14 protein-coding genes and 1 rRNA gene are annotated in these 12,503 nt (G+C 37.2%); 9 read left to right on the top strand and 6 right to left on the bottom strand.

Features of this window, described 5'->3' with window-relative positions; all coding sequences use genetic code 11:
- Positions 1-204: 204 nt before the first annotated feature.
- Positions 205-591: a hypothetical protein gene (locus tag PLX19_RS23980; RefSeq protein WP_272191405.1), complete on the top strand. Its 387-nt coding sequence runs from the start codon at positions 205-207 to the stop codon at positions 589-591.
- Between the two features lie 166 nt (positions 592-757).
- Here PLX19_RS23980 and PLX19_RS23975 read toward each other — a convergent pair whose 3' ends face one another.
- Complete coding sequence (locus PLX19_RS23975; protein ID WP_272191404.1) at positions 758-1,936, bottom strand: MalY/PatB family protein; 1,179 nt, start codon at positions 1,934-1,936, stop codon at positions 758-760.
- Positions 1,937-2,051: 115 nt separating this feature from the next.
- Here PLX19_RS23975 and PLX19_RS23970 point away from each other — a divergent pair, with 115 nt between their 5' ends.
- Positions 2,052-2,303 carry a DUF1871 family protein gene (locus PLX19_RS23970; protein WP_272191403.1) on the top strand — a complete coding sequence of 84 codons (252 nt, stop codon included), beginning with the start codon at positions 2,052-2,054 and terminating at the stop codon, positions 2,301-2,303.
- 69 nt (positions 2,304-2,372) lie between these two features.
- On the opposite strand, the gene PLX19_RS23965 is transcribed toward PLX19_RS23970, so the two are convergent.
- A complete protein-coding gene (locus PLX19_RS23965) occupies positions 2,373-3,212 on the bottom strand; it encodes an alpha/beta fold hydrolase (RefSeq protein WP_272191402.1) in 840 nt (279 codons plus the stop codon).
- Between the two features lie 146 nt (positions 3,213-3,358).
- On the opposite strand from PLX19_RS23965, the gene PLX19_RS23960 reads away from it, so the two are divergent.
- On the top strand, positions 3,359-4,270 hold the full coding sequence (locus PLX19_RS23960; protein ID WP_272191401.1) for an AraC family transcriptional regulator: 912 nt from the start codon (positions 3,359-3,361) through the stop codon (positions 4,268-4,270).
- A gap of 40 nt (positions 4,271-4,310) precedes the next feature.
- Here the strand turns inward: PLX19_RS23960 and PLX19_RS23955 are convergent, their stop codons facing one another.
- Positions 4,311-5,279: a 2-hydroxyacid dehydrogenase gene (locus tag PLX19_RS23955; RefSeq protein ID WP_272191400.1), complete on the bottom strand. Its 969-nt coding sequence runs from the start codon at positions 5,277-5,279 to the stop codon at positions 4,311-4,313.
- A 117-nt stretch (positions 5,280-5,396) separates the two neighbouring features.
- Here PLX19_RS23955 and PLX19_RS23950 point away from each other — a divergent pair, with 117 nt between their 5' ends.
- From PLX19_RS23950 to yugI, 3 genes are all read left to right on the top strand, one after another.
- Complete coding sequence (locus PLX19_RS23950; protein ID WP_272191399.1) at positions 5,397-5,891, top strand: Lrp/AsnC family transcriptional regulator; 495 nt, start codon at positions 5,397-5,399, stop codon at positions 5,889-5,891.
- Positions 5,888-7,078, top strand: coding sequence for an aminotransferase (locus PLX19_RS23945; protein ID WP_272191398.1), 1,191 nt, complete (start codon positions 5,888-5,890; stop codon positions 7,076-7,078). Before PLX19_RS23950 ends, PLX19_RS23945 begins: the two co-directional genes overlap by 4 nt.
- A gap of 156 nt (positions 7,079-7,234) precedes the next feature.
- Entirely contained in the window at positions 7,235-7,579 is a 345-nt protein-coding gene (yugI, locus tag PLX19_RS23940; protein ID WP_272191397.1) for a S1 domain-containing post-transcriptional regulator GSP13, read from the top strand.
- Positions 7,580-7,901: 322 nt separating this feature from the next.
- Here yugI and PLX19_RS23935 read toward each other — a convergent pair whose 3' ends face one another.
- A complete protein-coding gene (locus tag PLX19_RS23935) occupies positions 7,902-8,135 on the bottom strand; it encodes a DUF378 domain-containing protein (protein ID WP_035433268.1) in 234 nt (77 codons plus the stop codon).
- 261 nt (positions 8,136-8,396) lie between these two features.
- Between PLX19_RS23935 and PLX19_RS23930 the strand changes: the two genes are divergently transcribed.
- Together PLX19_RS23930 and PLX19_RS23925 are read left to right on the top strand one after the other, a co-directional pair.
- Positions 8,397-9,749, top strand: a complete 1,353-nt coding sequence (locus tag PLX19_RS23930; RefSeq protein ID WP_272191396.1) for a glucose-6-phosphate isomerase — start codon at positions 8,397-8,399, stop codon at positions 9,747-9,749.
- Positions 9,750-9,889: 140 nt separating this feature from the next.
- Entirely contained in the window at positions 9,890-10,300 is a 411-nt protein-coding gene (locus PLX19_RS23925) for a YugN-like family protein (protein WP_272191433.1), read from the top strand.
- Here PLX19_RS23925 and PLX19_RS23920 read toward each other — a convergent pair.
- Together PLX19_RS23920 and PLX19_RS23915 are read right to left on the bottom strand one after the other, a co-directional pair.
- Positions 10,290-11,285 (bottom strand): potassium channel family protein, encoded by a 996-nt coding sequence (locus tag PLX19_RS23920; RefSeq protein ID WP_272191395.1) that lies wholly within the window; start codon positions 11,283-11,285, stop codon positions 10,290-10,292. The two genes, PLX19_RS23925 and PLX19_RS23920, sit on opposite strands and share 11 nt — an antisense overlap.
- A gap of 134 nt (positions 11,286-11,419) precedes the next feature.
- A complete protein-coding gene (locus PLX19_RS23915) occupies positions 11,420-12,106 on the bottom strand; it encodes an MgtC/SapB family protein (protein ID WP_272191394.1) in 687 nt (228 codons plus the stop codon).
- Positions 12,107-12,429: 323 nt separating this feature from the next.
- On the opposite strand from PLX19_RS23915, the gene PLX19_RS23910 reads away from it, so the two are divergent.
- Positions 12,430-12,503 (top strand): 16S ribosomal RNA (locus tag PLX19_RS23910); the annotation flags it as partial.

Here is a 12,503-nt window from a genome sequence, read left to right as displayed (position 1 = left end):
TGAACGTTAGAAAGGCCGCCTAGAAAAAATTATGGCGGCCTTTCTATATTTTGATGACATAAGTAGAAAAGGAAATATATGATAAGTGTGCACAGTCTTTAAGTTTGTTTTTTCAGTTGATATATGATTGGGATTATCTTTAGGAAAATTATCCAGAAAAACCTTTATAATAGAATATGTATATAAACAAAAGGGGGAAATTTTATGAAATTGTTACGTTCACTGCTTATTCTTACGCTTGTTGTATTGTTAAGCGCATGTAATGGCAATGTAGCAACAAAAGTTACAAAGGTTCAAAATAACGGAGAAACTACTTTGGAAATTGGCTCTCTGCAAGGTTCTCACGAGGTGCAAACGATTAAAGTTGAAAATGGAAATGTGGAAATTCCTTATGAAGCGTCTGTTGAAGAAGGTACAATTTTATTCCAAGTCATAAAAGGTGATAAGGTTATTCAGGAAGAAGAAATCACTTCCCAAAAAGAAGGTCTGCTTTCTTTTGAAGCACCGAAACCTGGATCATATGAATTGAGTGTATGTGTGAAGGGTGAAAAAGAGAAAGCAAAAGGAATTCGGATACATACAAAGCTATGAAAAAACGGCAAGCGAATGCTACTCGCTTGCCGTTTTTTACAGATGATTACATCTTCTATACGTAAACTTTTGTCATGTGCCAATGTTGATTTTAAATAAAGCTTAACTGTTTATAAAAAAGATTGATTAAAATACAGTAGAGCTTCGGAAAGAGGAAAGACGCAAGTTATATAGATAGTTGTCCATTGGAAGGACACGCGAATGTACATTGTAAGCGGCGGAGCGCGTCTTCTAGTACGGAGCGTGGACAGCCGAGATTTAAACGAATGTGCTGCTCACCGCCGGCACCAAATTTTTCCCCAGGCTCTACAATGATTTTTCCTTTTGTCTCTAATAATTCCATTCGTTCACTTTGTGTTAGTCCAAGTTTGGAGCAGTCAATCCAAAGTAAGAACGTACCATCTGGCTGAATGACGGATAGTTTTGGAATATGCTGTTTAATAAAGTCACATGCAAATCGTGCATTCTCTTCTATATAAGCTAACAGATCTGCTAGCCATTCATTGCATTCTGTGTACGCACTTTGCATTGCTGCGTAAGCAAATGTGTTTAAGCCATGAAAGCCTTGACGATGCTGTACAGCGGTAAAGGCATCTCGTAGTTTTTCATTTGGAATAATAATAACCGATGCTTGCAGCCCAGCAATATTAAATGTTTTACTTGGGGCGATGCATGTAACAGTTCGCTTCGCTAAGTTTGGTGATAAAGAGGCAAGTGGAATATGCTTACGTCCATTAAAGATAATGTCAGCATGAATTTCGTCTGCAATGACGGTTACATCATATAATTCGCAGAGCGCGCCGAGTTGTGTTAACTCTTCCGCTGTCCATACACGTCCAATTGGATTGTGAGGACTGCACAAAAACATCAGTTTTATACCTTGCTGAAATTGTTTCTCTAACTGTTCAAAATCCATTTTGTAAACACCGTTTTCTAAGCGCAGCGGATTGGTCAACACTTGGCGCCCATTCGTTGTTACCATTTCGAAAAATGGTGGGTATACAGGTGGTTGTACAAGCACTGAATCTTGCTTTTCAGTAAAAGCTTGTACAGAAACACTAAGTGCAGGAACGATGCCGGCGCTAAAGACAAGCCATTCTTTTTCAATAACCCAATTGTATTGTGTTTTTACCCAGTGACAAATTGCTTCTTTTACTTGTTCACTTGAAGTGTTATAACCGAAAATAGGATGTTGTAAACGTTTTGTTAAAGCATCTTGAATGGGTGAGGGAACAGGGAAGTCCATGTCTGCAATCCAGGCATGAAGAAGTTCCTCGTTTTTATGTGTATCCCATTTAACGGAGTTTGTTCCGCGGCGATTTATCATTTCGTTAAAGTTCCCCATATTTGTTACTCCTTTCAATAATAGCTAAAAAAACTGAATGTTCTTCCATTTCTTCTAGCATAGCTGATATGATACGATAAAGAAAAGTGGAAAATAAGGAAAAGGCGGGAAGTGTATGGGGATATATGAGAAAATGGTAGACTTTGTGAAGAATTGGGACCCGTTTCAAATGGGGCCAGAATTTTATGAAACAGAAGCAAGCGACATCGTCTATATTGTAAGTACATTTGATGACGCAAAATATATCGCAAAGAAAATACAGCACATTTATTTAATATCATTTGATAGAACATTACCTATTGAAAAATGTCAATGGTTAGCGGAACAATTGTTATTATTAAAAGGCGGCGGAAGCTGTAGTTTATAGTTTTTTCTGTAGAGGCGGATATCGAAAAGTGTAGGAATGAGAACTTTTCAATATCCGCCTTTTGGTTCATTAATTTGCTAAAAAAGTCATAATTTCTTCGCATACGTGCTCTGGTTTTTCTTCAGGTAATAAATGTCCTGTATTTTCATAAGAGATAAAGTGTGAATGGGGCAGGTCGTTGTGTAGACGGTGTCCAACTTCAATAGGAACAACACGGTCTTTTTCTCCCCAAATGAGCAAAGTAGGTGTTGTGATTGTTTGCAAGTCTTTTGAAGTTAAGTCTCCTTCGCGATCTCTAATCATGCGCGTTAGTGCAGGAAAGATGCGGTTATCATAAAAAGGCGCTGCATAGCCTTGCATCATTTCGTCATCGATTAAAGAATGATCATGAACAACATTCATTAAATTATGGATGATGCCTCGCCTTACAATCCAATTCTTTACGTATAAATGAAAGAACGGTAAGTAAGAAGTGTAGATAAGTGGCAGCTTCGCCCGTGATAAATAACTTGAACTGCATAAAAGGACTGTCTTTTGAATGAAGTCAGGCCGCAATTTGTTTACATATAGCGCAATTTGTCCCCCCATCGAATGACCTACTAAAATAACGTTTTTTGTTTGTAAATGTTCCATTAGTTCAATGACAATTGTTGCGAGGTTCTGGTAGGAATATGTGAAATGATAGGATTTATCGCTTTTTCCAAATGGCGGTAGATCCAGAGCGATTACATTCCCTTGCTTTGTTAATAGGGGAATGAGGCGCCGATAGCTAAAGGTTGAAGAGAGAAACCCATGAATTAAAACAAATGTTGGTTTTTCTTCGGTATTGAAAGACTGGTAGAGCTCATAATGAATCGTCATCCCTCTTGTAGAAAAGGTGAAGTGAGGGAGTTGAACTTCGTTTTCCATCTTCATCACTCCGTTGTTTTTTGTTCATATCATCTCCTTCTTAGGTAGGAATTATCCTAGAGGATCGAGAAGGAAAAGCGGTAGTAAAAGAGAATTTTTTTAGAGGAATTGAAAGCTTACATTAACGAAGGATTAGGAGAGTTTACATGAACAATGATTATCAAATCCGAATTGAAACGGTTATAAAATATATTGAAGATCACTACGCTGAAAAAATTGATCTTGATTCATTAGCACAAGTATCGCACTTTTCTAAGTATCATTTCAGCCGGATTTTTAAAGCGATGATTGGTGAAACCCCGATGTCTTTTGTCAATAAAAAACGCCTTCAAAAATCGATATACTACTTAACAGAAACGAACAAATCAATATTAGAGATAGGTAATCTCTGTGGTTTTGAATCTGCTTCTACATTTCATGCGTTATTTAAAAAGCACTTTCATATCGTTCCTACTGATGTTAGGAAAAAAAATTTTCATAATAGCAATATTTCGTTATATATGAGCAAGAATCGAGAAGAGATGTCTACCTCCGTTTGCTACGCTAATGATAGCAATAATAACTTGTTAAGGAGGATATGGACAATGAATATCACGATTAAGGAATTACCAGATTATGAAGTAGCGTATGTGAGGCACGTTGGGAGCTATTTAGAAACGTTTCGTGCATGGAGTAAATTAGGGGAATGGGCACATAAACATGGGATTGACCAAACAAAATATTCGATTGGAATTTCATTAGATGATCCTAATTTTGTTGATGAATATGCTTGTCGCTACGATGCGTGCGTAACAATACCGAGAGACTTCTATAAAGAAAATGATGAAGACATACAATATAAAACCTTACAAGGAGGCACTTACGCTTTGTATCAGTTTTATGATACTCTCGATAAATTTGCCCTTGCTTATCAAAGTATCTTTGGGCAATGGTTCCCTAATAGTGAATACGATGCAGATGATAAACCGTGCCTTGAATTTTGCATGAATAACCCGGCAGCTGATCCAGAAGGAAAAGCAAAGGTAGACTTATACATTCCCGTTAAAAAAAGAGTATGAATAATGAAGCGCCTGTTTGTCAAAACAGGCGCTTCATTTGTTATTTTAGTTCATTTACAACGTTTGGTGGTGTATGGCCTTGTAATCCAGCTACTAAGTTTTTTGCTGCTGTCATTGCCATAGTTCGGCGTGTTTTTAACGTCGCCGAACCAATGTGAGGGAGCGTCACGACATTTTGTAGAGATAACAACGGGCTATCCTTTTCGATTGGTTCTTGTGTAAATGTATCAATGCCTGCAGCAAAAATTTTCTTTTGCTGCAGCGCTTCAATTAATGCAGTTTCATTTACTGTTTTCCCCCGGGATGCATTAATAAAAATGGCCGTTTCTTTCATCATATTGAATTCTTTTTCTCCAATTAGATGATACGTTTCTTCCGTTAATGGTGTCAGAAGAACGATAAAATCTGCGTTTTGCAGTAACGAGTCTAATTCGCAATATGTTGCGCCTATCTCCTGTTCTGCTTTTTCTTTTCGGCTCCGATTGTAGTATAAAACGTCCATATCGAAGCCGAATTTTGCGCGTTTTGCAACGACTTCTCCGATGCGCCCCATACCGATGATTCCAATCGTTTGATGGTGAACATCTAAGCCGAAATGCTCTTTGCCAATTTCTGCATTCCATTTTCCTGACTTTACGTAACGATCAAGTTCACAAACGCGGCGAGATGCAGATAACATTAATGCAAAGACAAGGTCAGCAACAGTATCATCTAACACGTATGGTGTATTCGTTCCAATTACGTCTCTTTGCTTCATAGCTGCGATATCGAAGTTATCATAGCCGACAGAAATGTTACTTACTACTTTCAACTGCGGAGCTGCTTCGAGTAATTCATCATCAATCATAGCCCCAAAATTTAATAGTCCATGTTTATCTTTTATTTTCTCTAATAAGACATGGCGCGGAATTTTTTCATTACCATCCCACTTTTCATATTCATAATGCTCACCAATATATTTTTCAACAAATGCAGGCACTTTTTCTGCAATGTAGACTCTTTGTTTCATAGCTCCAGCTCCTTTCTAAATGTATTGTCACATAATTCCTTAAAAAAATCTTCTTTTCAAATCGGAAAAGCTGTCTGTATAATTTAGAAAATATACAAAAAGGAAAGGGAGATTGCAATGACAGAAAAAGAGTTAGAATTGTTAGCTTGTCTTGAGAAAAATAGTCGATTATCGGAAGAAACATTAGCCAAAATGTTAAACATAGATGTAGAAGAAGTAATAGCAATCCTTGAAAAATTAGAAAGAGAAAAAGTGATTGTCGATTATGTAACACTGATTAATTGGACAAAGGTAAAAAAACATACAGGTTTAACGGCAATGATTGATGTGAAAGTGACACCGAAGCATGGCGTTGGATTTGATGCGGTAGCAGAACAAATTTACCGATATCCAGAAGTGAAGTCAGTGTATTTAATGTCAGGGACATATGACCTTTCCATTACAATAGAAGGAAGAGGAATGGCTGAAGTTGCAACGTTTGTAGCGGAGAAGTTAGCGACAATTGAATCTGTCGTATCAACGACAACGCATTTTATTTTGAAAAAGTATAAACATGAGGGAATTATATATGAAAACAAAGATGATGATAAACGAATTGTGGTGGCACCATGAGTAAATTTGAATTATCAAAAGTAGCACAATCTTTACAACCATCCGGTATTCGGAAATTTTTTGATTTGGCTGCCGGTATGGAAGGGGTTATTTCATTAGGAGTTGGGGAGCCTGACTTTGTAACACCTTGGAATGTAAGACAAGCATGTATTCGTTCATTAGAAGAAGGATATACAGCCTATACTGCGAATGCTGGGTTATTAGAGCTGCGTGAAGAAATTTCAAAATATTTACACAAACAATTTTCAGTCGATTATGATCCGCAAGAAGAGATTATTGTAACAGTTGGGGCGAGTCAGGCGTTAGACGTGGCAATGCGTACCATTGTTAATCCTGGGGATGAGGTAATTATTATTGAACCAAGCTTTGTATCATACGCGCCGCTTGTTACATTAGCGGGCGGTGTACCGGTACCTGTGTCTACATCTCCAGAGGATGAATTTAAAGTGCAGCCGCAGCAGATTGAATCGGTCATTACAACGAATACGAAAGCGATTTTACTATGTTCTCCAAACAACCCGACAGGAACGCTCTTAAAGAAAGAAGAATTGGAGAAACTTGCTGCTATTGTTGAGAAATACAATTTAATTGTATTATCCGATGAGATTTATGCTGAGCTTGTTTATGATGAAACATACACAAGTTTTGCAAGTGTGACACATATGCGGGATCATACGATTTTAATCTCTGGTTTTTCAAAAGGCTTTGCGATGACAGGCTGGCGCCTTGGTTTAATTGCAGCTCCTAAACATTTTACGGATATCATGTTAAAAATTCATCAATATTCGATGATGTGTGCACCGACGATGTCTCAATTTGCGGCATTAGAAGCGCTGCGTTCAGGAGAACAAGAGGTTATTCGAATGCGTGAGAGTTATAAACAACGCCGGAACTTTATGGCAACTTCCTTTAATGAAATGGGATTAGATTGTCATATGCCTGGCGGAGCATTTTATGTATTTCCCTCGATTCGTTCGACGGGATTATCTTCGGCGGAATTTGCTGAACGTTTATTATTAGCAGAAAAAGTCGCGGTTGTACCCGGAAGTGTATTTGGCGCGAGTGGAGAAGGGTTTATTCGTTGTTCGTATGCAACGTCACTTGAACAGCTTATGGAAGCGATGAAACGTATGAAGCGGTTTGTAGAGAATGAAAAAAGGACAAAACGCAATACGTTTTGTCCATAAAAGGGGGGGAATACTAGAAAGCCATGTGTTAGTATTTTATCCCCATATTTGAAGATTTATACATGTAAAAGGAATTTTTTTCATGAATTTTGAATGAAAGTCAACTAGGTGGTATAATTTACTAATACAAAAGGTAAACATATGGGAGTGTTTCTTATGTTAAATAACTATACAACTGGAGTGGTTGTGAAGGGAAAAGTAACAGGGATTCAAGATTACGGAGCATTCGTTGCATTAGATGGAGAAACACAAGGGCTTGTGCACATATCTGAAATTACAAATGGATATGTAAAAGATATTCATGATTTTTTAAAAGTTGGAGACGAAGTGGAAGTAAAGGTACTTTCAGTTGATGAGAAGAACGGAAAAATGAGTTTGTCATTGAAGGCTGCCAAACGAAAACAAGGGAAAGTACGTATTCCAAATCCGTCTGCAAATGGATTTAACACATTGCGAGACAAGTTAACAGAGTGGATTGAAGAATCACAAATTACAAAATAAAAGCAGGGAGCCATGCTCCCTGCTTTTATTCGTGTTACATTATGATATAAAATAATCAAACGTTTCTTTTATCCCGCATCAACGGGCAGTAAGACCCCCACTTCAAGGTTTGGAGAGAAGTGAAGAATACAGGGGGGATAACTATCCGTAAATGCCCGATTGGTGAAACTAAGTACCGGTGAGAAAAGCGTTACTGATGGCTAGTTTCACTTTACTTCGCTTGTAATCAGAATAAAGAAACGTTCGTATGTCGGAAGGTAGTGAAGCATCATAATCTCCGCTTGTTTTTAAAACAAGCGGAGATATGTGTTTTATAATGGAGTTATCGAACTTGACGTGCTTCTGGGTGTGTCCCAAGCTCTTCAGAAGGTTTAAATAATAAACCAAGGTTAATTAAACCTGAAATACCTACGATACCGTAGATAATTCGAGCAAGTGCTGTATCTTGTCCGCCGAAGATAGCTGCTACTAAATCGAATTGAAAGAAGCCAATGAGTCCCCAGTTTACTGCGCCGATAATCGTAAATACTAAAGCGATGCGTTGTAATGTACTCATCTTAAGCAGTCCCTCCTTAAATGATGAAGCGCAAATGAGCGAAGTTTACTCGCTTAATCAAGCTTCTTTTATAGAATGGATACCTTTTGCCCTTCTTATACAAAAAAATTAAATTTCTCATCAGAAAAACAAGAGATATGACGATTTTGTAAAAAAAACAAATTGGGTACGCTTACAATTTGTAGTTCGCTTGATTTACAACGGTGGTTTCGCTAAAGTGAAGACAGAAATACATATACATACTGTATTGGAGGCAAAAAAATGAGCACACATGTAACGTTTGATTATTCAAAAGCATTATCGTTCATTAGTGAACACGAGCTAACATACTTACGTGATATGGTAAAAGTATCACACCATGCAATTCATGAAAAAACAGGAGCAGGGAACGATTTCTTAGGTTGGGTAGAACTTCCTCTTGCCTACGATAAAGAAGAATTTTCTCGCATTCAAAAGTCTGCGGAGAAAATTAAAAATGACTCCGACATTTTACTTGTTATTGGTATTGGTGGTTCTTACTTAGGAGCACGAGCAGCGATTGAAATGTTAAATCATTCTTTCTACAATACGCTATCTAAAGAACAGCGCAAAACGCCACAAGTGCTATTTGTTGGACAAAACATTAGCTCCACTTACATGAAAGACTTGATGGATGTATTAGAAGGTAAAGACTTCTCAATTAATGTTATTTCTAAATCAGGCACAACAACAGAACCTGCAATTGCATTCCGTATTTTCCGTAAATTATTAGAAGAGAAATACGGAAAAGAAGAGGCGCGTAAACGTATTTATGCAACAACGGATAAAGCGCGCGGTGCTTTAAAAACATTAGCTAACGAAGAAGGCTACGAAACATTCGTGATTCCAGATGATGTTGGCGGCCGTTTCTCTGTATTAACACCAGTTGGTTTATTACCGATTGCTGTAAGTGGTTTAAATATCGAAGAAATGATGCAAGGGGCAGCTGCAGGTCATGATGATTTTGCAAAATCAGAGCTTGAAGAAAATCCAGCTTACCAATATGCAGTTGTACGTAATGCTTTATACAATAAAGGAAAAACAATTGAAATGCTTGTGAACTATGAACCAGCACTTCAATATTTTGCTGAATGGTGGAAACAATTATTTGGTGAGAGTGAAGGAAAAGATCAAAAAGGTATTTTCCCATCTTCCGCAAACTTCTCAACTGATCTTCATTCTTTAGGTCAATACATTCAAGAAGGACGCCGTGACCTATTTGAAACAGTTCTAAAAGTAGGAAAATCTACACATGAACTAAAAATTGAATTAGATGAGAACGATTTAGATGGATTAAACTACCTTGCTGGTGAAACAGTAGACTTCGTTAACACGAAAGCATACGAAGGAACATTACTTGCACATAGCGATGGCGGCGTACCAAACTTAATTGTAAACATTCCAGAACTAAATGAGTATACATTTGGTTATCTTGTATACTTCTTCGAAAAGGCATGTGCGATGAGCGGCTACCTACTAGGCGTAAATCCATTTGACCAACCAGGTGTAGAAGCATACAAGAAAAACATGTTTGCATTGCTTGGAAAACCAGGATTCGAAGAACTAAAAGCAGAATTAGAAGAACGTTTGAAATAAGAAAAGCGGAGCTGTTGGGATAATCCCAACAGCTTTTTTTTGTGATGAATGTGCGTCGAATCGCTGATATATTGAAAAAAATGCCGATATATGGAGTGCGAATTGGGTATGCTAAAAAAAATCTAGAAAGGATGATCCATTTGATTCAGATTCATTCGAAGCTAGAAGGACAGACATTTTCCCTTTTCAAATTGGAAGAAACATTAAAGCCGCTGGGCTATACAATAGGTGGGAATTGGGATTATGAGAAGGGATGTTTCGATTATAAAATAGATGAAGAGGAAGGGTATCAATTTTTACGATTGCCGTTTACAGCCATTGAAGGAGAGTTGGATGTAAATGGAGTTATCGTTCGTCTTGATACACCGTACCTTCTGTCACATGTGTATCAAGACGAATTAGATGATGAAGTGAATACACTTACAGCTGGGATGACGTCTTTTGATCAGTTTGCAGAACCGAAAGATCCAGACGGAGATATTCAAGCAAAATATATTGATGTTGGGAAAGCATTAGTTCGAGAATTAGAAGCATATCTTCTTAATGTTTAATTACAATCAGTAAATCATTTTTTTTCAGAGTAAAGGAATGAGTCGGGTTTATATGATAGTGTCCGTCACGTTGGAGGCCAAGTAAGAGTATATTTTGTTTTAATAAAGCGCAGTTACAATATTCGAATGTTTCACCATCATATTGCTCAGGAATATGTAAGAGTTGTAATTTATCCGCAGTAATTTCATTGTAAATTGTAAATAGTACTTCTGAAATCGAAGGGAATAATAAGGAAGCAGCAAATACATAACTCGTTAATTTATTTCCTTCAATAATTTCTGTTGCACCTGCTCGTTTCGCATTATGAATTTGATCGGAAGTTAACATTTCAACGATACAATATATATTTGGGTTTAATCCTTTCGCTGTTAAGATGGTTAAAATAGAGTGTGTATCAGCAGAGCTCTCGCTTTTTTCTTTGTCAGCTGTAATTAAAATAGTATGCGCAGTACGAATATTTGCTTTGAGTAAAATCTGATCATGATGAGGACAACCTTTAATAAATTGTAGATGATGAAATGACTTCGGCAGTAGAGGGAGTGTTTCATCTATGAGAACAATATCAAGATTTGGTTGTAATACACGCATTTGACTTACTACATGTTTCACACGTTCGTTCCAGCCGACAACAATCATATGTTTATGGCAAGAGGCCGCCTCTTCACCTTTTATTTTCATATATTGTTTACTAATCATTTCGGTAGCGAAAGATACCATATAATAAGAACCAAATCCAGTTCCTAATAAAATGAGAATAATTGCGAGTATTCTTCCTTGTATACTATGAGGAACGTAATCACCGTATCCAACAGTGAATGTTGTGACTAGTGCCCACCATATACCATCGAACCATGTTCGAAAGTGAATGGGTTCTAATTTGTGAATAAGAAATCCAAAGAAGAGAATGAATAAGCCGATTAAGGTGACCAGCCGTAAAATAATAGAATTGCGAAATGTATCCAAAATACTACTTCTTGCATTCAACGTTTGTAGCTCCTCCCGCATCACTAATAGTTATCCTGCTATTAGTAGATAGTAAAACCTCCACTGATTAAAGTTTCACTTTATATTGTTGCCATTATGAAAAAAGAAAAACCCCCTCACGAGTGAGGGAGTTGTCAGATGCTTTCCACTTCGGTTTGTTGAACGCTATCAAGCTGTTGAATTGCATAGTATACATTAGCTGTACGTATTTTTTGATCAACAGATAGTTTCATTTGCAGAAAATGAGCTCCATTTTCTAGTGTTTTAAGTTTCATATTTTTAACTTTTATATTCATTTTTTTTATGTCTTCGATGACAGTGGGGATATTTTCCATACCATTTACGACGAGGTTTACCGCAATTTCGCGCTGCCTGAGGGATTTTGGGCCTAAAATATTCATAACAAAAGGAATAAGTTCTACGCTAATCATAAGGAAACACATACCAGAAATAGCTTCTAAATAAAAACCGGCTCCCACTGCGATGCCAATTCCTGATGCTCCCCAAATCATGGCAGCAGTAGTTAAGCCTGCGATGCTATCGTTACCTCTACGTAAAATAACTCCCGCTCCTAAAAAACCAATTCCCGATACAACTTGAGCTGCTAAACGGAGGGGGTCCATAGTAATTCTGTTTGAGATAGAGTTCGGTAAATTATAGGCTGCTTCAATTGAAACAATGGTAAGTAAACAACTAATAATAGAAATAACTAAGCAAGTTTTTAAACCTAGTGGCTTTCGTTTTAGTTCACGTTCTAAACCAATTGCAAATCCTAAAATAGCAGAGAGGCCTATCTTAAGTAATAAATCGAAGTGTTCCAATTTGTCTTCCTCCCCCGTCATTTGGTGTAATAGATGAACTGATATTTTCAGTATATGGTACAAAAAAGGAAAGTTGGACACTTTTTATAAAAAATATTGAAAAAGGGTGTTGCGTTTTGAAAATCATCATGCTATATTAATAAACGTCGCTGATGCACGAAAGCAGAAAGCAGACAAAAAAGAAATAAAAAAACGTAGTTGACATCAAAAAACAAAGATGTTAACATGAGGAAGTCGCAATTGAGCGATGGATAAGTTCTTTGAAAACTGAACGAAACAAACAACGTGAAACGTCAATTTTTATTTATGATGCTAGACAAACTTTATTGGAGAGTTTGATCCTGGCTCAGGATGAACGCTGGCGGCGTGCCTAATACATGCAAGTCGAGCGAACCGA

The organism is Bacillus sp. BP-3 (assembly GCF_028401955.1).
In the GTDB taxonomy this organism is placed as follows: domain Bacteria; phylum Bacillota; class Bacilli; order Bacillales; family Bacillaceae_G; genus Bacillus_A.
Note: the sequence above shows the minus strand (reverse complement) of the source record. Positions and strands in the feature narration are given on the sequence as shown.

What these genes read in the sequence shown, in the direction of transcription:
- PLX19_RS23945 (WP_272191398.1), top strand. Translation starts at nt 5,888, where the DNA reads ATGAGTAAATTTGAATTATCAAAAGTAGCACAATCTTTACAACCATCC.
- PLX19_RS23955 (WP_272191400.1), bottom strand. Translation starts at nt 5,279, where the DNA reads ATGAAACAAAGAGTCTACATTGCAGAAAAAGTGCCTGCATTTGTTGAA.
- PLX19_RS23930 (WP_272191396.1), top strand. Translation starts at nt 8,397, where the DNA reads ATGAGCACACATGTAACGTTTGATTATTCAAAAGCATTATCGTTCATT.
- PLX19_RS23960 (WP_272191401.1), top strand. Translation starts at nt 3,359, where the DNA reads ATGAACAATGATTATCAAATCCGAATTGAAACGGTTATAAAATATATT.
- PLX19_RS23970 (WP_272191403.1), top strand. Translation starts at nt 2,052, where the DNA reads ATGGGGATATATGAGAAAATGGTAGACTTTGTGAAGAATTGGGACCCG.
- yugI (WP_272191397.1), top strand. Translation starts at nt 7,235, where the DNA reads ATGTTAAATAACTATACAACTGGAGTGGTTGTGAAGGGAAAAGTAACA.
- PLX19_RS23950 (WP_272191399.1), top strand. Translation starts at nt 5,397, where the DNA reads ATGACAGAAAAAGAGTTAGAATTGTTAGCTTGTCTTGAGAAAAATAGT.
- PLX19_RS23980 (WP_272191405.1), top strand. Translation starts at nt 205, where the DNA reads ATGAAATTGTTACGTTCACTGCTTATTCTTACGCTTGTTGTATTGTTA.
- PLX19_RS23935 (WP_035433268.1), bottom strand. Translation starts at nt 8,135, where the DNA reads ATGAGTACATTACAACGCATCGCTTTAGTATTTACGATTATCGGCGCA.
- PLX19_RS23975 (WP_272191404.1), bottom strand. Translation starts at nt 1,936, where the DNA reads ATGGGGAACTTTAACGAAATGATAAATCGCCGCGGAACAAACTCCGTT.
- PLX19_RS23965 (WP_272191402.1), bottom strand. Translation starts at nt 3,212, where the DNA reads ATGGAAAACGAAGTTCAACTCCCTCACTTCACCTTTTCTACAAGAGGG.